The sequence below is a fragment of the Papillibacter cinnamivorans DSM 12816 genome, assembly GCF_900176335.1.
Lineage (GTDB): Bacteria > Bacillota > Clostridia > Oscillospirales > Oscillospiraceae > Papillibacter > Papillibacter cinnamivorans.
Genome location: NZ_FWXW01000006.1, coordinates 64,445 through 83,510, shown reverse-complemented (window position 1 = coordinate 83,510; position 19,066 = coordinate 64,445). Strand labels below are relative to the sequence as shown.

The 19,066-nt window shown below is 56.9% G+C and carries 15 protein-coding genes; 5 read left to right on the top strand and 10 right to left on the bottom strand.

Going from position 1 to position 19,066, the window contains the following annotated elements:
- Positions 1 to 353: 353 nt before the first annotated feature.
- The 8 genes from B9A13_RS10220 to B9A13_RS10185 all read right to left on the bottom strand — a co-directional run bounded on the left by B9A13_RS10220 (position 354) and on the right by B9A13_RS10185 (position 8,488).
- Positions 354 to 1,130 (bottom strand): amino acid ABC transporter ATP-binding protein, encoded by a 777-nt coding sequence (locus tag B9A13_RS10220; RefSeq protein ID WP_084235060.1) that lies wholly within the window; start codon positions 1,128 to 1,130, stop codon positions 354 to 356.
- 15 nt (positions 1,131 to 1,145) lie between these two features.
- Positions 1,146 to 1,763: an amino acid ABC transporter permease gene (locus B9A13_RS10215; protein WP_143806952.1), complete on the bottom strand. Its 618-nt coding sequence runs from the start codon at positions 1,761 to 1,763 to the stop codon at positions 1,146 to 1,148.
- Positions 1,764 to 1,873: 110 nt separating this feature from the next.
- Complete coding sequence (locus B9A13_RS10210) at positions 1,874 to 2,698, bottom strand: amino acid ABC transporter substrate-binding protein (protein ID WP_084235059.1); 825 nt, start codon at positions 2,696 to 2,698, stop codon at positions 1,874 to 1,876.
- Between the two features lie 231 nt (positions 2,699 to 2,929).
- Entirely contained in the window at positions 2,930 to 3,751 is an 822-nt protein-coding gene (locus B9A13_RS10205) for a beta-keto acid cleavage family enzyme (protein WP_084235058.1), read from the bottom strand.
- A 555-nt stretch (positions 3,752 to 4,306) separates the two neighbouring features.
- Positions 4,307 to 4,654 carry a rhodanese-like domain-containing protein gene (locus B9A13_RS10200; protein ID WP_084235057.1) on the bottom strand — a complete coding sequence of 116 codons (348 nt, stop codon included), beginning with the start codon at positions 4,652 to 4,654 and terminating at the stop codon, positions 4,307 to 4,309.
- 3 nt (positions 4,655 to 4,657) lie between these two features.
- Positions 4,658 to 4,969, bottom strand: coding sequence for a thioredoxin (gene trxA / locus B9A13_RS10195; RefSeq protein ID WP_084235056.1), 312 nt, complete (start codon positions 4,967 to 4,969; stop codon positions 4,658 to 4,660).
- 162 nt (positions 4,970 to 5,131) lie between these two features.
- A complete protein-coding gene (locus B9A13_RS10190; RefSeq protein WP_084235055.1) occupies positions 5,132 to 7,552 on the bottom strand; it encodes an FAD-dependent oxidoreductase in 2,421 nt (806 codons plus the stop codon).
- Positions 7,553 to 7,798: 246 nt separating this feature from the next.
- Positions 7,799 to 8,488 carry a Crp/Fnr family transcriptional regulator gene (locus tag B9A13_RS10185; protein WP_084235054.1) on the bottom strand — a complete coding sequence of 230 codons (690 nt, stop codon included), beginning with the start codon at positions 8,486 to 8,488 and terminating at the stop codon, positions 7,799 to 7,801.
- Positions 8,489 to 8,793: 305 nt separating this feature from the next.
- Here B9A13_RS10185 and B9A13_RS10180 point away from each other — a divergent pair, with 305 nt between their 5' ends.
- From B9A13_RS10180 to B9A13_RS10170, 3 genes are all read left to right on the top strand, one after another.
- The gene (locus B9A13_RS10180) at positions 8,794 to 10,464 is read left to right on the top strand and encodes a B12-binding domain-containing radical SAM protein (protein ID WP_159448098.1); all 1,671 of its coding nucleotides are present in this window, start codon (positions 8,794 to 8,796) and stop codon (positions 10,462 to 10,464) included.
- 112 nt (positions 10,465 to 10,576) lie between these two features.
- Positions 10,577 to 10,954, top strand: a complete 378-nt coding sequence (locus B9A13_RS10175) for a BlaI/MecI/CopY family transcriptional regulator (RefSeq protein ID WP_084235052.1) — start codon at positions 10,577 to 10,579, stop codon at positions 10,952 to 10,954.
- The gene (locus tag B9A13_RS10170) at positions 10,947 to 13,634 is read left to right on the top strand and encodes a M56 family metallopeptidase (RefSeq protein ID WP_084235051.1); all 2,688 of its coding nucleotides are present in this window, start codon (positions 10,947 to 10,949) and stop codon (positions 13,632 to 13,634) included. Before B9A13_RS10175 ends, B9A13_RS10170 begins: the two co-directional genes overlap by 8 nt.
- 153 nt (positions 13,635 to 13,787) lie before the next feature.
- Here B9A13_RS10170 and B9A13_RS10165 read toward each other — a convergent pair whose 3' ends face one another.
- Positions 13,788 to 14,603, bottom strand: a complete 816-nt coding sequence (locus B9A13_RS10165; protein WP_084235050.1) for a TIGR03915 family putative DNA repair protein — start codon at positions 14,601 to 14,603, stop codon at positions 13,788 to 13,790.
- Positions 14,582 to 15,904, bottom strand: a complete 1,323-nt coding sequence (locus tag B9A13_RS10160) for a putative DNA modification/repair radical SAM protein (protein WP_084235049.1) — start codon at positions 15,902 to 15,904, stop codon at positions 14,582 to 14,584. Before B9A13_RS10160 ends, B9A13_RS10165 begins: the two co-directional genes overlap by 22 nt.
- 319 nt (positions 15,905 to 16,223) lie before the next feature.
- On the opposite strand from B9A13_RS10160, the gene B9A13_RS10155 reads away from it, so the two are divergent.
- Both B9A13_RS10155 and B9A13_RS10150 read left to right on the top strand, forming a co-directional pair.
- Positions 16,224 to 18,323: a ribonucleoside triphosphate reductase gene (locus B9A13_RS10155; protein WP_084235048.1), complete on the top strand. Its 2,100-nt coding sequence runs from the start codon at positions 16,224 to 16,226 to the stop codon at positions 18,321 to 18,323.
- Entirely contained in the window at positions 18,320 to 19,006 is a 687-nt protein-coding gene (locus B9A13_RS10150; RefSeq protein ID WP_084235047.1) for an anaerobic ribonucleoside-triphosphate reductase activating protein, read from the top strand. Before B9A13_RS10155 ends, B9A13_RS10150 begins: the two co-directional genes overlap by 4 nt.
- The last annotated feature ends 60 nt before the right edge of the window (positions 19,007 to 19,066 follow it).

Below are 19,066 nucleotides of genomic sequence, written 5' to 3'. Positions count from 1 at the left end.
GTGGTATATGGCATCGTTTGCGGTTCCGCCCCAAGGGCGGGAGCAAACCGCGCCGTCAAACCGGTATAGTAGCCGCTTTGCGGCTTCTATACCACAAACGCGAAGCGTTTCGTGGTATAATGGCATCGTTTGCGGTTCCGCCCCAAGGGCGGGAGCAAACCGCGCCGTACGGCCCGGTATGATGGCTGCTTTACGGCCATTATACCGTAACGGCGCGCTTTTTACAATGGCTTTGCCCTTCCTCCGAAAGACGGATAAAAGCAGCCGGAGGTTGGCCTTTTAACCAATCTCCGGCTGTCCTCATTGTATAGCTGCGGCGGGGCGCCTCTCCCCGGCAAACCGCAGCCTTACCGTCAGCCCGCCCGGTCCTCGAAATACCGCTGCAGAAACCGCTGGGTCCGCTCCTCCTTCGGACGAAAGAACACTTCCTCCGGCGTGCCGGATTCCACCACTACTCCTTCGTCCATAAACACGATATGATCCGCCACGTCCCGGGCGAAAGCCATCTCATGGGTCACGATCACCATGGTCATGTGTTCCTGTGCCAAAGCGCGGATCACCCGCAGGATGGCGCCGGTAAGCTCCGGATCCAGGGCGCTGGTGGGCTCGTCGAAAAACAGGATTTTGGGGCTCAGAGCCATGGCCCGGGCGATGGAAACCCGCTGCTGCTGCCCGCCGGAAAGCTGGTAGGGATACTGTTCGGCCTTGTCCGACAGGCCCATTTTTGAAAGAAGAACCTTTGCCTCCGCCTCCGCTTCCCGACGGGGCTTGCCCAGAACGCTCACGGGCGCCTCCGTGATGTTCCGCAGGACGGAGAAATGCGGAAACAGATTGTAGTTTTGAAACACCATTCCCAAATCCAGGCGGATCTTCCGCAGGGTGTCTTTATCCGCGTATACCGTCCGCTGCAGGCGCTCGTCGAAGCTCACCATTTTTTTGCCGCAGACGGTGATTTCTCCGGAATCGATGGTTTCAAACTGGTTGATGCAGCGCAGAAGCGTGCTCTTTCCGGAGCCGGAGGGGCCGATGACCGCCACCACCTGTCCCTGGTCCACTTCCAGCGAGATGTCCCGCAGGACCTCGGCGTCCCCGAAACGTTTGCATATATTTCTGGCCGACAGCATCCGCATGCGCCCCGTCTCCTTCTATCTGTAATAATCCAGTTTCTTTTCCGCCGCCACGAAGCATTGGCCCACGATTGCGTTCATGGCAAGGTAAAACGCGCCCGCCACAATAAACGGTATTACCGAATTGTGCCCTGAAGCCGCCTTCTGGGCCACGTCGAACATCTCACTGAAAGCAATCACCCGGGCCAGGGCCGTGTCCTTAACCAGCGTCATGAACTCGTTTCCCATGGGAGGGATCACACGCTTGACCACCTGAGGCAGAATGATCTTGAAAAAGGTCTGGCCCTTCGTAAATCCCAAAGTGGCCGCGGCCTCGTACTGTCCCACGGGGATGGACTCCAGGCCGCCCCGGTAGATCTCGGCGAAATAGGCCGCGTAGTTCAGGGAAAAAGCTACGATCACGGCGCCGAACCGGGAGATTCCGGTATAACCCAGTATGTAGTACGGACCGTACATGAAAAAGAACAGCTGCAGCATCAGGGGCGTACCCCGCATGACCAGCAGGTAGGCCTGCACGGGCAGGGAGATCACCCGGTGCCGCGACATGCGTCCTCCCGCCAGAACAAGTCCCAGCGGCAGCCCGATCAGAAGAGTCAGGGCAAAGATCTGAAGGGATGATAAAAGACCCTCCATCATGTCGGAGAGCAATATGGCATAGTTGATTTCAGCCGCGTGCACCGCTCTTCACTCCATCCCGGCAGGAATAGGCGGGCGGCACGAAAGCCGCCCGCCCCGGCATTTAAGGTTTAGTCAGCCTTTATGGTGGTCACGTCCTTGCCGAACCACTTGGTGGAGATCTCGGCCAGCTTGCCGTTTTTGGCCAGTTCCTTCAGGGCGGCGTTTACCTCGTCCCGCAGTTCCGTGTCCGCTTTACGGAAACCGATACCATATTCCTCGGATGCAAGGGACTCGCCGATCACTTTAAATGGGCTTCCCTCGTTTGCTATGTAATAGTTTGCCACGATCTCATCCATGAGGACTGCGTCTGAGGATCCGCTTTCCAGGTCCATCATGGCCAGCATGTTGTTTTCAAAGGTGTTGACCTTTCCCAGGCTGTTCTTGAAATCGGCGTTGTTGTTGAGGGCCTCCTCCGCGGAGGAGCCGGTCTGCAGTGCCAGCTTCTTTCCGGCGAGATCCGCGAGGGTTTCATAGTCGGAATCCGCCATGACCACGACCACCTGGTTGTTATTCATATACGGGTCGGAGCAGCTCATGGTCTCCAGACGCGCGTCGGTAAGGGTCATGCCGTTCCAGATACAGTCGATATTGCCGGAATTGAGCTCCATTTCGTTGGCGGACCAGTCGATGGGCTGCAGCTTGAGCTCCCAGCCTTTCAGTTCGCACACGGCCTTGGCGACGTCGATGTCAAAACCCACGATTTCGCCGTTTTCCACATACCCCATGGGCGGGAAGGAGTCGTCCAGTCCCAGAATCAGGCTGGTGCGCACAGGTGAAGGTTCCGGAGTTGCCGTTGGGGTGGGCGTTGCCTGGCTGGAGGTAGTGCCGCAGGCCGCCAGGGCCATGCATAAAGCCGCTGCAAGAGCTAAAATAAGCCATCTTCTCTGTTTCATTTCATATCCTCCCATGATTTGAATTGGGGAATCCCATCTTCCTTAACCAATTAGTATATTAGCATAATAGCGCGCTAATGTATAGGCATAAAATAAAAATGCCTGTTCATTTCTTGTCCGGTACAGGTGTATCGGGTCAGGCACATGCCGTCCCGGATAAGCGGAAAGCCGCAGGAGACCGGGCGTACCGTCCGGGCTCCTGCGGCTTTAAATCCGTATGAAATGCTTCGTTTACCGGGTGATGCTGAGCATCTTGCGGGCCTCGTCGGGAGTTGCAACCTCTGCGCCCATTTCGCGGATGACGCGGGCGGCTCTGGTTACCAGCATCTCGTTGTTGGCCATAACGCCCTTGGTATAGAATCCGGAATCCTCCAGGCCTACGCGGACATGTCCGCCCAGGGCCAGGATGGCGTACATCATGGGCATGCTGGCGGCGGAGATGCCGAACGCCGACCAGGTGGAACCCGGCGGCAGAAGGTTCCTCAGATGAACCAGGTTCTCAACCGTGGGAGCGAGGCCGCCCTTGACGCCCAGCACGAACTGGAAGTGGCAGGGGGTCTTGAGTTCGCCGCGCTCAATGTAATACTCGGCAACGCTGATCATGCCGCCGTTGAAGATCTCGATTTCCGGCCGGATGTTATAATCGAGGCAAACCTTATTGAGCTTTGTCAGAAATTCCGGGGTGTTGTAGAAAACCCAGGGAGGGTTGGCCATCCAGTTGAAGGTACCGGAGTCGTATGAGCAGAACTCGGGTTTCAGTTTGATGATATGTGCCATGCGCTTATCGTCGTCCGAATCGCCGGTGGAGGTCATGTTGATGATGATGTTGCACTTTTTCTGAATAAGGTGCTGGGTCTCTTCAAACTTTGCAATGTCGCAGGTGGGCTTGTCGTTTTCGTCCCTCATGTGGAGGTGGACCATGGCGGCGCCGGCCTTCCAGCACTTATATGCGTCTTCCGCGATCTCTTCGGGGGTGACGGGTACGTTGGGGTTCACTTTTTTCGGGGACATAGCTCCGGTCAGGGCAGCGGTGATAATTCTCTTGTCAGCCATTGGTATTACTCCTTTTTTATAATTTCTTAAGCACGGCACCGGCAAAGCGGCTTTCACAGAGTTCTGCCGATGTCTATTTAAGCGTACTTACTGCGCCGTCCCCCTCCCGGTGTGCCCAGCGGAAGAAAAACAGCGCGCTCTGAAGGAGTGCAGACTTCACAGCTTAAAGGAAAAAACAGGATTTCTCTGTTGATATTATAGCATATTATACACGGTATTTCAACGCCGTTTTGCCAGTTTTCGGTCAATATGCCATCATTCGCGGCCTTTCTTTCAATGTAAAAGCCGCTTCGGAGCGGCTCAGTCTATCGAAAGAGCCTCGCAGAGTTTCGCCGCCGGAGTGGCGAAATAAAATCGCATCATTTTCGGGTGCGGCGTGTACGTGCCCGAAAATACTTCTCCGTCTGCCGTGCGCCTCGCCGTCCGCCGCAGGCGTACGGCGAGGCGCACGGCAGACGGCAAGCGCTTTTGTCGAAAAAGGCAGAATGCCTTATTCGACAAACTAAAAACCGCTCCGGATATTCCGGAGCGGCTTTTATGTATCAGAAAGTGCTTTTAATTTGCATATGCCTTATTTCCCCTTGCGAGAGGACCGTTCCAGGCGGTAATCCCGCCGATATTCGTCACGTCGGCAAACCCCAGCTTTTTAAGCCTTCTGCAGGCCTGCCAGCTTCTGGATCCGCTGTAGCAATATATAAACATCCTTTTATCCTTATCCTTGAGCTTTTTATTGTCCGGCCCGATTGTATGGAGCGGGATGTTTCTGCTTCCCGGAATGTGGCCCGACCGGTATTCTTCTTCCGTCCTCACGTCTATGATCTGGACGGTCCTGTCGCGCTCCCATTCCTCTTTTGCCTGATTCATCGGCATGCGGTTGGTCTTGAAGCCAAACAATCCGAACATCTTTTATACTCCCAGCAGCTTTTTCAGCCCCCGCTTGTCTCTGGCGCCCACTTCCAGGGCTGTAACCTTACCGTTTTTGATGACTGCGAGGGTAGGAATGCTCATGATCCGGAAGGTTTCTGCCAGCTCCCTCTCTTCATCCACGTTGATCTTGCCGACTTTGGCGGTTCCGCTTACTTCGCCGGCCAGCTCCTCCACGACGGGACCCACCATCCGGCAGGGACCGCACCAGGGCGCCCAGAAATCCAAAAGAACCGGAACATCAGATTTAAGTACTTCCTCCTCGAAGTTTTCCTTGGTTATTTTCAATGACATATTGATTTACTCCTTTCCCAGGTCACGCTTTGACTTTCTTTTTTATGTTATCAGTATAGCGCGAATAATATTATGATTCTGTGACTAAGTCACCGTCCCTCTCTATTGTATTCAGGAAGCGCCGCCGGCGTAATACCGGCGGCGCCTGTCTTTGGGAAACGGTTAGATAAACAGAGACATATCCGATTCTTCCGCATTGGCAAGCATGGAAGCCGCGCCTCCGATTTTGACACCGTCGATGAGTTCCTCCTGGGCGATTCCCATGAGGTCCATGCTCATGGAACAGGCCACCAGCTCCACGCCGTTCTTCAGAGCGATCTGGATCATCTCTTCCAGGCTGTTCACGTTCTTTTCCTTCATAACGCCGCGGATCATATTGGCTCCCATCCCGCCCATGTTCAGTTTGGACAGAGCGAGCTTCCCGGCTCCCCGGGGCATCATGGCGCCGAACATCCGGCCCATAAAGGTTTTTTGCACGGGCACCTTCTCCGGCCGCCGGAGGATATTGAGCCCCCAGAAGGTGAAGAACATGGATACCTTCCGGCCCATGGAAGCCGCCGTATTGGCGATAATAAAGGACGCGATTGCCTTATCCAGGTCGCCGGAAAAGACGATGATGTTCTTCTTGTTGTTTGCCGTATAATTTGCGCAGGGCGCACTCCCGCCCTTTTTGATTACGGCCTTGAAAATTCCTTTTTCCGAGGATACGCCCAAAAAGGTGTTCCCTGTTCTCCGGCACCAGGCCTCCACATCGCCGGTAAAGGCGGGATCGCTGGTTTTAATCTCAATGACGGCGCCGTTTTCCGCGTTTTTCATGGTCTCGGACAGCTTGAGAATCGGTCCGGGGCACTGCAGGCCGCAGGCGTTCACCTGAATGGTGGAGGCAAGGGGCCGCATGGTTTCGCTGTTTATCTTCGTCTCGTGCTTCACGGGCTGCGCCTGATTGTAGATGCTCTCGTACAGGCGGTAGCCTCCGGACAGGTTCCGGCAGGTAAACCCGTGCTGGGTGAGGATGCGGCAGGCGACATATCCCCGCAGGCCTATCTGGCAGGTGGCGTAAACAGGCTTGGATTTATCCAGTTCGTCAAGGTGTTTTCGGAGCTCATCCAGGGGGATGTTCACAAACCCGTCCATCACGCCGGTCTCGCACTCCAGAGGGGTCCGGACGTCCAGAAGCGTGACGCTTCCGTCCCGGGGCAGATCGTTTACCTCGTTCCAATGAAAAACATTAACCTTACCGGTGAGAATGTTTTCGGCGACGAAACCCGCCATGTTAACCGGGTCCTTGGCCGAGGAAAAGGGCGGCGCGTACGCCAGCTCCAGCCGGGTCAGATCGAAAACCGTCAGGCCGGAGCGCATAGCGGAGGCGATGACGTCGATCCGTTTGTCCACTCCGTCGAATCCCACGATCTGGGCTCCCAAGATCTTTCCGTCCTTCCCGAAGATCAGCTTCATGGAGAGATTTACGGCGCCGGGATAATAAGAGGCGTGGGAGGAGGAATAGGTAAAGGATTTTTCATACTCAAGCCCCAGGGCCTTGGCTCTCGCCTCCGTGATCCCCACGGTGGCGATGGTGAGATCGAAGCATTTGAGGATACCGGTTCCCAGGGTTCCCCCGTAGGTACTCTCAATTCCGCAGATGTTGTCCGCGGCGATCCGGCCCTGCTTGTTTGCCGGCCCCGCCAGCGGGATATATCCCTTTTCGCCGGTGACGACGTCGCGGATCTCCACCGCGTCACCCACAGCGTAGATGTTCTCGTCGGAGGTACGCATTTTTTCATCCACGATGATAGCGCCCCGGGGATTGACCGCGAGTCCCGCGTCCTTGGCGATGGCGCTCTCCGGCCGCACGCCCACGGACATGAGGACCATATCTGCGCGGATCGCCCGGTTCCCCAGTTGGATCTTCAGCTGCTCCCCATCCTCGGAAATGGCCTTGACCCCGTCCTTCAGGATGAGTTCTACGCCCTTTTGGCGCAGATGATTATGCACATCGCAGGCCATATCGTAGTCCAGCGGCGCGATCACATGGTCGGCAAACTCGACAATGGTGACCTCAAGACCCGCATTGGCAAGGTTTTCCGCCATTTCCACGCCAATATATCCCCCGCCCACCACTATGGCGCTCTTGGGGGATTTCTGATCGATGTATTCTCTGATCCGGTAAGTGTCGGGAATGTTGCGCAGGGAAAAGACCCGGGGGTTATCGGCGCCCTCGATGGGAGGCTTCACCGGCTCTGCGCCCGGGGACAGAATCATCTTATCGTAGCTTTCCTGATAGGTGGCACCGGTTTTGACGTTTTTCACCTTAACAGTTTTGCCCTTGGGATCGATGGAGACGACCTCCTGGTTCACCCGTACATCCACCTGGAACCGGTCATAAAAGCTCTCCGGTGTTTGAAGGGTCAGCGCTTCCTTGTCGGTGATCTCTCCGCCGATATAATATGGCAGCCCGCAGTTTGCAAAAGAAATGTACTCTCCCCGTTCGAACATGATGATCTCCGAATGTTCGTCCAGGCGCCGCAGCCGCGCGGCCGCGGAGGCGCCGCCGGCGACTCCGCCCACAATCAGAATCTTGCTCATATTTTAGCCGCCTTTCACTTTGTTAAATTTCAGACAATCGGTATGATTGTAGTATATGCCGCCCCCGCGCTTTCTTCTGTGACAAAGTCACAATCCCGTTAGTTATAATTCGACAAAATTCTACTTTTAGTAATGGGATTATATAGCATAAAGCACCCTTTCAGTCTACCGGCCATGTGCGGTGTAAGACTAAAAGGGTGCGGCAGAGCTGACCTGCGGGTTCCTGATCCAAATAAAAACCCCGGTTTAAACTTCGTTTTGGCTTACGCCCAGCTCCTCGAGTTTCTCCTTGTCGAGGATCTGTATGGTGCTCCGTCCGAGAGCTACGACGTTGTCGGTGGCAAAGTGCTTTAAAAGGCGGGTTACCACTTCCCGGGCCGTTCCCAGGTCGTTTGCGATGGCCTCATGGGTGACGCGCAGGGTATCCGAGTCCTCCAGCGCGCTGTGTTCCAGAAGAAATCGGGCCAGCCGCCCCGCCGCGGTGCCGAACACGTATTGGTCGAACACCCACATGACCTCGGAAAACCGGGCGGACATGAGCTCCAGCGCGAAATTTTTCACCGCGATATTCTCATTGCTCAGCCGGTTGAAGCAGTCCGTGGGAAGTACGAACAAGCGGCTGTCTTTTTCCACTTCTATATTGACGTCGAAGTTCAGGTTCTTGATCATACAGGAAGCGGAGAGGATGCACACGTCCAGAGATAAAAGCCTGTAAAGGCTGATCTCCTTTCCTTCCTTCGACGTAATAAAGGCCCGGAGCTGCCCGCTTTCCACCAGGACCAGGCCCAGGCATTCCTTATTTCCGCCGTAGAGCTTTTTCCCCTTGGGATACACCGCCGCAAAGGTGCAGCCTTCCGCGTCGGCGCGTTCCGCGTCGGTAAGATGGCGCCAGAAACTTAAGTGCTTTGCAAGATATTCCCTATCCTGCTGATTCATTCGGATCCCTCCCAAAGGAAAAATACCGGTCACCGCGGATTTCTGCCGGCGCGGGGCGGAAGTTGTTCCTCCGCCGCATCCCTTTCCGGATACTTCGCGGAAGAATCGTCCGCTTTTTCCAGTATACTAAAGATTTCCCGCCGCCGCAAGTGTTCCCTGCCCGGAGAAGGGAAGAAGCGGAGCATTCCGCCGCCCTGGCTTTTCCATCCGGTTTATGGTATCCTCCTATTGTATTGAAAAACAAAATCTGCAGCGGCGTAATGCCGGGTACTTGCAACCTATCTGCCGGGAAAGGAGCGGTCGGTTTGAAGGCGGTCATTTGTTCCCTGAACGCGAAATATGTGCACTCTTCCCTCGCTCCCTGGTGCCTTCTGGCCGCAGTCCGGCGGGACTGCCGGGAAGCGGTGGACCTTTCCGTGGTGGAGGGTACCGTCAACCAGCCGCCGGAGGAGATCCTGGCCGCCGTTGCTGCCGAATCCCCCGACGTCGTGGGCTTTTGCTGTTATATCTGGAATATTTCCGTGGTAAAAAAGCTCGTTTTTCTTCTTGCCGGAGCGCTGCCAGGCGTTGTGATTGTCCTGGGCGGACCGGAGGTCTCCTTCTGCCCGGAGGAGACTTTGAAGGCTCTGCCTCCTGTCGGCTATATTCTCCGGGGGGAAGGCGAGGGCTCCTTTCCCCGGTTTTTGGACTTCCTTGCTTCGGGAAAGCCCGCACAGGCGGTGCCGGGCCTCTGCTTCCGGCTTGGCGGCGGGATTGTGTGCAGCCCGGAGGCCTCTCCGGAGGCTGAGCCGCCCTCACCTTATTGCCCGGAGTATGTAAGCCGCCTGAAGGGACGGATCGCCTATCTGGAGACCTCCCGGGGCTGCCCCTTTTCCTGCGCTTTCTGCCTCTCGGGGCACACCCCCGGCGTACGCTTTTATAATCTGGAGCGGGCCAAACGGGAAATGCTTCTTCTGGCAAACTCCGGAGCCGAAACGGTCAAGCTGGTGGACCGGACTTTCAACTGTAATCCGGACCGGGCCTTTGCGCTCTTTGAATTTCTCATACGAAGCGCAGGAGACGCGATCCCGGCCGGGGTCTGCTTCCATTTCGAGGTGGGAGCGGATCTCTTCGACGAAAAAACCCTGCGGCTTCTTGCTTCCGCGCCTCCCGGACTGATACGGATAGAGGCGGGAATCCAGAGCTTCAGCGAAGCGGCTCTCGCGGCGGTGAACCGGAAGACCGACGCGGAAAAGCTTTACGGTAACCTGCGCAGCCTGATAGCCCCGCGCAACATTCACGTCCACGTGGATCTCATCGCAGGCCTCCCGTATGAGGGCTTCGAGAGTTTCGGCAGGACCTTCGACCGGGCCTTTTCTCTTCGCCCGGACATGCTGCAGGTGGGCTTTTTAAAGCTCCTTCACGGCTCCCGCCTGCGTTCCGAGGCTCCCCGCCTCGGCCTCGCCTGGTCGCCGGATCCTCCCTACGAGATTCTCTCCGGGCCATGCCTTTCCTCCGGGGAGCTCACCCGCCTTCACATGCTGGAAGACGCGGTGGAAAGGCTTTACAACAGCGGACGTTTCCGGGACACCCTGGAATACTTTCTGAAGGTCTCCCAAATGCGGCCCTTTGAACTGTTCCTCGCCCTCGGGGAAGCCGCCGGGGACACAACCGGCATTTCTCTGGACAAATACACGGAAAAGATCCTGAAGATCGGCTCTGCCCTAACCGGGGCGGATCCTCTTCTGCTTCGGGACCATTTGGTCTGCGACCGTCTGGCCTCTGGCCGGGACGGGCGGCTCCCCGTCTGCCTCCAGGTGCCCGATCTCCGCCTGAAGCACCTGCGGGGGGAATACTTCCGCCAGCACCCGGAAGAGCGCGGCAGGGCCGGCCTCGCCATCCTGTACGGCGGCGGAGAAAAACTCGCAGCGGCCGATTACCGGGCGGCGGATCCGATTACCGGCCGGTATCCCCTCCGGATTGTCAAGCCTTTATAAAGTCCCCTGATATTAAATATCCAAATTTTTCTTTTCTGGTACTTGACAGCAAAAGATTACGGTCGTAAACTTTAAGAAAAGATTACTCTTGTAAACCTTACGGGAGGCTGCCATGAACGAACGGTCCGGCAAAATTCAGGATTCGGAGCTGGAAGTGATGCGCGTGCTCTGGAGTGCGGGAGAGGCCCTGCCGCTCATTGAGGTACGCCGCGTGCTTTCCCTGCGCTGCGGATGGGAAGATTCCACGATAAAGACGCTTCTCCGGCGGCTACAGGCCAAGGGAATCGTTAGGCTGGAGAGGCGGGGGGTCTACAGCGCGGTGGTAACCCGGGAGGAATACAGCCGGTGGTCTACGCGTACATTTGTAAACAAGATATTTGCTGGGAGCGCGAAAAAGCTGGTGGCGTCGCTGGTTTCGGACGGGCAACTGGGCGAAAAGGATATAGCGGAGCTTACCGCAATGTTCAACGCAGGTGAAAAGCATGAATAGCATAGTGATGACCATATTGTCCCTTTCCGCATCCGGCTCCCTTTTAGCCCTGGTCCTGTTTGCCGGAAAACCCTTTCTGAAAAACAGGATACCCAAAGCCTTTTCCTATTACATCTGGCTTTTGGTGCTGCTGCGCCTCGTTTTGCCTATTTCAGCTCCCGTGAATCTCATGGGTTCTCTCTTTGTAGCCGGACAGACGGATGTGAACCGGATCCCGTCCGTGCAGGACGATCGTTCGCCGCAAAGTGAAACGGGCGGGGCCGATGGGAACGCCGCCGTAAAATCACCTGCGACAGCCGTCCCGCAGCAGCCGCAGAACCTTGAAGCCGCCGGCGCGAAAACGCCTGTAAATACACGGCAGACACCGGATTTATGGAGCTTTATTAAAAGCAGCCTGATATGGATTTGGCTGGCCGGCTCGGCCGTAAGCTTCGGCTGGTTCGTGACTGCGTATCTGTATTTTGTCCGGCGCATACGGCGCTCCCGCACCGCACCGCACGGGGACGATCTTACGGTGTTTGAGGAGCTGATCGGCAGCTCCCGCCTTTCCATTGTTTGCAGCGGCGGTGTCGCCACGCCCATGCTGGTGGGCATTTTCCGCCCGGTTATCGTCCTTCCTCCCCTCGCCTATGTCCGCAGCGGCCTGGGCGGGGAGCTGAAAGACATTCTGCGCCATGAGCTGACTCACTACAAACGAAAGGACGTGCTTTATAAGTGGCTGGCCGTGGCCGTCACGTCCTTGCACTGGTTTAACCCTCTGATGCCTTTTATACGCAAAGAGATCAGCGCCGCTTGCGAGCTTTCCTGCGACGAGGCGGTAATCGGTGAAATATCCGAAGCCGAGAGGCAGCGGTACGGAAACACGCTTCTCGCCTTTTCCGCAGGCGGAAGACTGCCCGCCGGCATCCTCACCACAACCCTGTGCGAAGAAAAAAAGCAGCTGAAGGAAAGACTGGTCGGCATCCTGCATTACCGGAAAATAACACCCCGGGCGGCGGCGCTGGCCCTTGCGCTGGCCCTTCTGCTCACGGGCTGCGCCGGGGCGTTGGGCGTGGTCGTAACCAAGTCCGCCGGCGATACGGATCCTCAGAGCGGTTTATCCGCGGAAGACACCGCAAAGGCAGACGGATATACGCTGATTGCCGCGGTTCCCCTCGCGGATACCGAGCCTTACGAAGCTCCCGAGGTGGAGACGGCCGCGGTGGATCCTTCCGACATTGCCTCCGTGATAGTATCTTATCCCTGTGAAAACGAAACCGAAGTGTTTTTCTGCCGGGCGCAGTCCGGAGGCATATTCTGCGCCTATAAAACCGCCGACGGCAGAGTAACGCGGTTTTATGAGGCCGGTCTGTACGAAGAAGGATATGACATCGGGCCTTTCGAGAACGTTTTCAGTCATGACGGCTTTTATATCCAGTCTCCGGTCGGAGCCGCCTATACGGCCATAGACTATTACTATTTTGAAGCGGACGGAACTCTGAAGCTCCTGGTCCGGTGTGACAATTTCGTCATCGAGAACGATATGGACGGTGACGGCAAGAAAGAACTGCTCTGGTTCTATCACGGGTATCCGGGCGATGTTTCGGGCGCGAGAGACGCGTTTTACTGCTATGAGCGGAACGGGCAGATCTATGTGACGGCGTTCGACGATCTGCTGATGAGCACCTTCCCGGATATCGCTTTTCCCGGGCACTACTTTTCAAGCTCCGATGACCCTTCGGTTTTACGGTTTACATACCACCTGAACGGTGAAGAGAGCGATACCCACGAATTCCGGCTCCGGTTTACGGAAGACTCTTTGACGGTCTATTCCAAGGCGGACGGAAATGGCGGCGCCGCGCAGTCTGACCTCCGGGCCATGAATCCGCAGGATCTGTATACGGACGGAAAAATATTCGAAGGCGCCCCGGAGGATTTCATAAATTCTTTTCAGGATACAGTAGCGGCGCTGACCGTACCGGATGCCAGAAAGGGAGAAAGGGCAACGGATATTCGGGCAAAAAACGAAGGCTGGCAGAACAGTTCCCTGTTTTTTCTAAATTCCATTCCGGAGCGGAACATCTATCTTTATGGCTATAACGATACGGCGCATCCTGACTACGGGCTTATCCTGGATATCGGAGAAGAACAGCATATCTACGCTTTCCCGTATCTGTATATGACTAACACGACTCTGCCTCCGGAGGTAAGTGCCAGCGAAGATGGGAGTGAGATATTCGTCGCCTGCCATACCGGAAGCGGGACGGGAGTATCGATATCCGACCTGCATGTCTTTCAGGTGAGCGGCAGTCAGGCGGTCCCGTATCATTTGGATATCGGCAGCATGGTCGACTCTCTCAACGATAAAATCACTATGTCCTATGACGCGGAGAGCAAGACGGTGACGGTCCGCGCTGACGGCGTGCAAATTGCGGCGGACAGCCTGGTATCCATCGGGACTCCTGACGGTACGGATATTATGCCGGACGGCTTCTACTTTGGAAACCAGATCTGGTATACCCTCAGCGGCAATTCTGTAAAAGTATCCTTCGTTCCGACGCTTTATTCGCAGGCGCAGCCGGGAGTTCAGTGCTATCTGGAACATATGCCGCCCTTTGAGGCCGATGTCGGTTTTACATACGACGGCAATGGGGCTGTGACGGGTTTTGATATGGGAGAAATAACGTCATCTGTTTCCTGACAGATCGGCGCTGCTCACGGAAACAACCGTCAGAAAAAAACGCTGTCCCGGCGGCGGGCTGGATTCAGGAAATACCATACGCAGGCGGCGGCTTTGAAACAAAGAATTTCAAAGCCGCCGCTCTCTCTCGGGATAGGATGATCGTTTGCGTCTTCAGCGTTTTTCCTCCAGGGAAAAAGCCGCGGAGGTCGGAGCGGAAAGCCGGCCTGTTTCCTTCTCCTCGCGGCCGAGCTCGGTCATATACGCCCAGTAGCGCTTTGGCATGTGGCTCATGCGGCACTTGGGATTGTGCCTGCCCGGAACCTCGATGGTGTTGTAGTACGTCCGCCAGAGCTCCCGGAAATCCTGCTCCTCCCGGTCCGGCAGGGGCATCGTAAGGCCTTCCGTTCCCAGAATGGCCGCTTTGTGCGGACAATAGAGCAGCGCCATTTCGTGGGCCGTGTCGTGGATGAGGAAGCGCTCCTCCGGGAAGCGCCGGCAGAAATGCTCGGTGAGCAGGGGCAGGACGAAATTTTCCGGCCCGATCTCCGCCGCCAGCAGATTCCCGTAAGCGGAAAACCGGATGAAGCCCTTCAGAAGGTGCGCCTCCCGGGTCAGGTGCTGCACCGCCTTCTGGACAGGATAGACGGCGTCATCCGTAAGCCTGCGGCAGATGGACGGGCCGCACTGGTACCCCCTGCGCAGAAACAGGAGGATGTGCAGTTCCTTTTGCGCAAGGCAGGTGAGAAAGGCGTATTTTACAAGTCCCAGGGCATCCTGCCCCATTTTCTCCGGGATCGATCGGAGCACCCGCCGGGCCCGCTCCGGATCGGTCCCGATCTCGCGTCCCGGCAAAAACGACAGCTGGGAGCTGTCCGGTGGAAGGATATCCGCCGGGATTTCATCTCTTTGATAGCTTTCAAAGACGCAGCAGAGAAGGCCCTCGAAGCTGCCGTCGTAAAGATAGTTCAGATTTGGCCTGTGAGGCATTTCTGCAGATCCTCCTGTGTCGGATTCCGGTCGCCGAAGAGGGAAAGCTGCTCCGGGGCCTGAAACAGGCGTCGGCTCCCCTGATAAAGCTCCAGTTCTCTGTCCGACATCAGGGCGCGCAACGCGGAATCCTGTGTGATTTTCAGCCCTTCCAGCCGCTTCCCGTCGCAGGTCACGAAATACTGGGCCCGCTTCAAAACGACTCCCAGCCGCTTGAGCCCGACAAAATCCAGGCGGGACTGCCTTCTGGCCCGGAGGATGCGCTTGGCCCCCGTCACCCCGATCCCCGGGACCCGGAGGAGCGTCTCGTAGGCCGCCCGGTTTACCTCCACGGGGAAGAGCTCCATGTGGTTGAGGGCCCAGTTGCACTTGGGGTCCACAAAGGGATTGAAGGTCTGGTGCTCCTCGTCCAGCAGCTCCCCGGCGGAAAACTGATAGTACCGCAGCAGCCAGTCCGCCTGGTACAGCCGGTGCTCCCGGAGAAGGGGCGGCTTTGTGCCGGCGGCCGGCAGCAGCTCGTGGGAGGCCATGGGGATGTAGGCGGAAAAGAACACCCGCTTGAGGGAGTATTTCCTGTAAAGGCCTTCCGTGAGCTTCAGGATCTGGTAGTCCGTGTCCGGCGTGGCCCCCACGATCATCTGGGTGCTCTGCCCCGCCGGGGCGAAGCGGGGCGCGCCCCGGTACCTCACAAGCTCGGTGGAGTTGTCCTGGATCCTGTCCCGGATCTGCCCCATGGGCGCGAAAATGGACTGCCGGGATTTGTCGGGAGCCAGCAGACGCAGGCTCTCCCGGGAGGGAAGCTCGATATTGATGCTCATCCGGTCGGCAAGGCACCCCAGTCGGTCGATGAGCCGCGGGTCGGCCCCGGGGATGGCCTTGGCGTGGATATACCCGGAAAACCGGTACTCCTCCCGGAGCGTCCGCAGCACCTCGATCATCTGCTCGCAGGTGTAGTCCGGATTCCGGTATACCCCGGAGCTTAAAAAAAGCCCCTCGATATAGTTCCGGCGGTAAAACTGGATGGTGAGTTCCGCCAGCTCCCGGGGGGTGAACACCGCCCGGGGCGTGTCGTTGGACCTGCGGTTGACGCAGTATTTGCAGTCGTAAACGCAGCTGTTGGTGAGCAGAACTTTTAAAAGAGATACACATCGGCCGTCCGCCGCGAAGGTGTGGCAGATGCCGCAGGAAGCGGCGCTCCCGATTCCGCCGGGGGCGGCTGTTTTTTCTACGCCGCTGGAGGTGCACGCCACGTCGAATTTGGCAGCGTCCGTGAGAATCCTGAGCTTTTCAAACAGGTCCATGGCCTCGCCTCCTTGTCCCGAGTATATCATAGAACATATGTTCTTGTAAAGGTCCTGAAAACGAAAAATTCCTTCCTTCAAACGTCCCCCCGGCAAGCCTTTGAGCTTGTTTCAGCTCATCATCCGGAGGTAAAAATAAAAAAAATTATGGTCGACCTGTTGACAACGCCTTCCAGGTAAATTAATATATATAGTACCTAACGAAATGTGCGCATCATATATATTGTGTTTTTCCCAGAACGGATCTGCCGCGGGCGGCGGTTGGGAAAAGGAAATACGCGGGGCCGAAGGGCCTCGCGATGCATCAGGAGGGATGGACATGCTTACTCAGATTGTAAAAAGAGACCGCTCCACCGTACCTTTTAAGAAGGAGAAGATCGTACTGGCCATTTTCAAGGCGGCCACCGCCGTGGGCGGAAACGATTTTGCCACTTCCGAGCGCCTGGCGGACGAGGTGGTGCTTCTGGCCGAAGCGCGGTATGCCGACGGGGTTGCCGAGGTGGAGGGAATCCAGGATATTGTGGAAAAGGTACTCATTGAAAACGGGCATGCCAAAACCGCAAAAGCCTTCATTCTCTACCGGGAAAAAAGGCGCTCCGCCCGGGAGTCCAACGCCCTCATCGGGGCCACCATCCACATGTTCACCGAGTATTTGAACGACCGGGACTGGAAAATAAACGAAAACGCCAACACCCAGAAGTCCATCAACGGTCTGAACAACTATGTGCGGGAAGCCTTTACCCAGAATTATTGGCTTCATGAGATCTATCCCGACAGCATCCGGGAGGCCCATCTGTCCGGCGATATCCACATCCACGACCTTGGGTTCTTCGGGCCCTACTGCGCGGGATGGGACCTGCGCCAGGTGCTGGTAAAAGGCTTCGGCGGAGTCCCCGGTAAGGTGGAATCCAAGCCGGCCAAGCACCTGCGTTCCTTCCTGGGCCAGATTGTAAACTCCACCTTCACCACACAGGGGGAAACCGCCGGTGCTCAGGCCTGGTCCTCTTTCGACACTTACTGCGCTCCCTTTATCCGCTATGACAAGCTGGACTACCAGACGGTAAAGCAGGCGCTGCAGGAATTTGTCTTCAACCTCAACGTGCCCACCCGGGTGGGCTTCCAGTGCCCCTTCTCCAACCTGACCTTCGACATCGTTCCTCCCTCCACGCTGAAAAACCAGGGCGTCGTCGTGGGCGGGAAGGTCATGCCGGAGACCTACGGCGACTTCCAGGCGGAAATGGACATGCTGAACATGGCCTTCTGCGATGTGATGATGGAGGGCGATTCCAAGGGCCGGGTCTTCACCTTCCCCATCCCCACCATCAACGTCACCAAAAATTTCGACTGGGACAGCCCCGTGGTGGACCAGTTTATGCGCATCTCCTGCAAATACGGAATTCCCTATTTCTCCAATTATGTGAACTCCGATCTCTCCCCCGAGGACGCCCTTTCCATGTGCTGCCGCCTGCGGCTTAACACGGCGGAGCTGCGCAAGCGGGGCGGCGGCCTCTTCGGCTCCAATCCCCTCACCGGCTCCATCGGGGTCGTCACCGTCAATCTGCCCCGTCTTGCCTATCTGTCCAAAAGCGAGTCGGAATTCCGGATTCGTCTGTGGCAGCAGATGATACATGCGAAAGACAGCCTGGAAATCAAGCGCAAGGTGATCGAGGAACAGACCGATCACGGCCTGTACCCTTACTCCGCCAACTACCTCAAAGATGTGAAGGAGCGCACGGGGTCTTATTGGTACAATCATTTCAACACCATCGGCCTCATCGGCATGAGCGAGGCCTGCCAGAATCTTTTCGGGCGGGACACCGATCTTACGACCCCCGAGGGTCAGCGGTTCGCCGTGGATACCCTCACCTATATGCGGGACATCATCCGGGAGATTCAGGACGAAACCGGGCATTACTACAATCTGGAGGCGACGCCCGCGGAAGGAACCAGCTACCGCCTGGCAAAGCTGGACCGCGAACGCTGGCCGGATATTATCACGGCGGGGGAGAGCGTCCCCTATTACACCAACTCCTCCCAGCTTCCCGTGGGCTTTTCTGACGATATTTTCGAGACCCTGGACCTTCAGGACGAGCTTCAGTCTTTGTACACGGGGGGAACGGTGCTCCACCTCTACCTGGGCGAGGAAATAAAGGACGTGGAGGCCTCCAAGCACCTCATCCGCACCATATTCACGAAGTACAAGCTTCCCTACGTATCCCTTACCCCCACCTTCTCCGTCTGCAACGACCACGGCTATATTGCCGGCGAGCACTTCACCTGCCCGGAGTGCGGCGCTCCCGCGGAGGTATGGAGCCGGGTGGTGGGCTATCTGCGCCCGGTGCAGAACTTCAACAAGGGGAAAAAGGAGGAGTATGCCCAGCGGGTGAAATTTGTCATGAAGGAAGCCCTCCCCGTATGAATATCGCTGGGATCGTCAAGACCACCATGGTGGATTTTCCCGGCAGCACCGCCTGTATCCTTTTCGTCCGGGGATGCAATTACAACTGCTTTTACTGCCACAACCGGGCAATCCTCTCTCCCTCCGCCCCTCTTCTGGAGGATCGGGAAATCGGCGCTTTTCTTACGTCCCGCGCAGGGCTCTTGGAAGGAGTGGTGATCAGCGGAGGGGAACCCACTCTTCAGCCGGACCTTCTTCCCTTCCTGAGAAAGCTCAAGGCTATGGGCTACCGGGTCAAGCTGGACACCAACGGCTCCTCCCCCGGGATTGTGGAAAGCCTTCTGAAGGAAGCGGTATGCGATTACTTTGCGGTGGATTACAAGGCGCCGAAAGGCCGGTATCCGGAGATCTGCGGCAGCGGAGGGGCGGCGGAGCCGGTCCTCCGCACCGTGAAGCTCCTCCTGGAGGACGGCGTTTCCTTTGAGGTCCGCACAACGGTGGCGCCCCAGTTGTCCGAAGAGGATCTTCTCGGTATGGCGCGGGAGCTCCCCCCCCTGCCGAAGTACATCCTCAACCGCTATCGTCCCCCGGAACAGTATCTCCCGGAGGACGAGGACCGGGTGTCGGCCCGTCCCTATACCCGTGCGGAACTGGAGGCCCTGGCCGCAAAAATCCGGGCCTTTCAGCCCAATGTGATTTTTTAAATGAATAGCCGGAGGCGGGAATCCGTCTCCGGCTTCTTCATTGCTTTTTTGTCTCCGGTA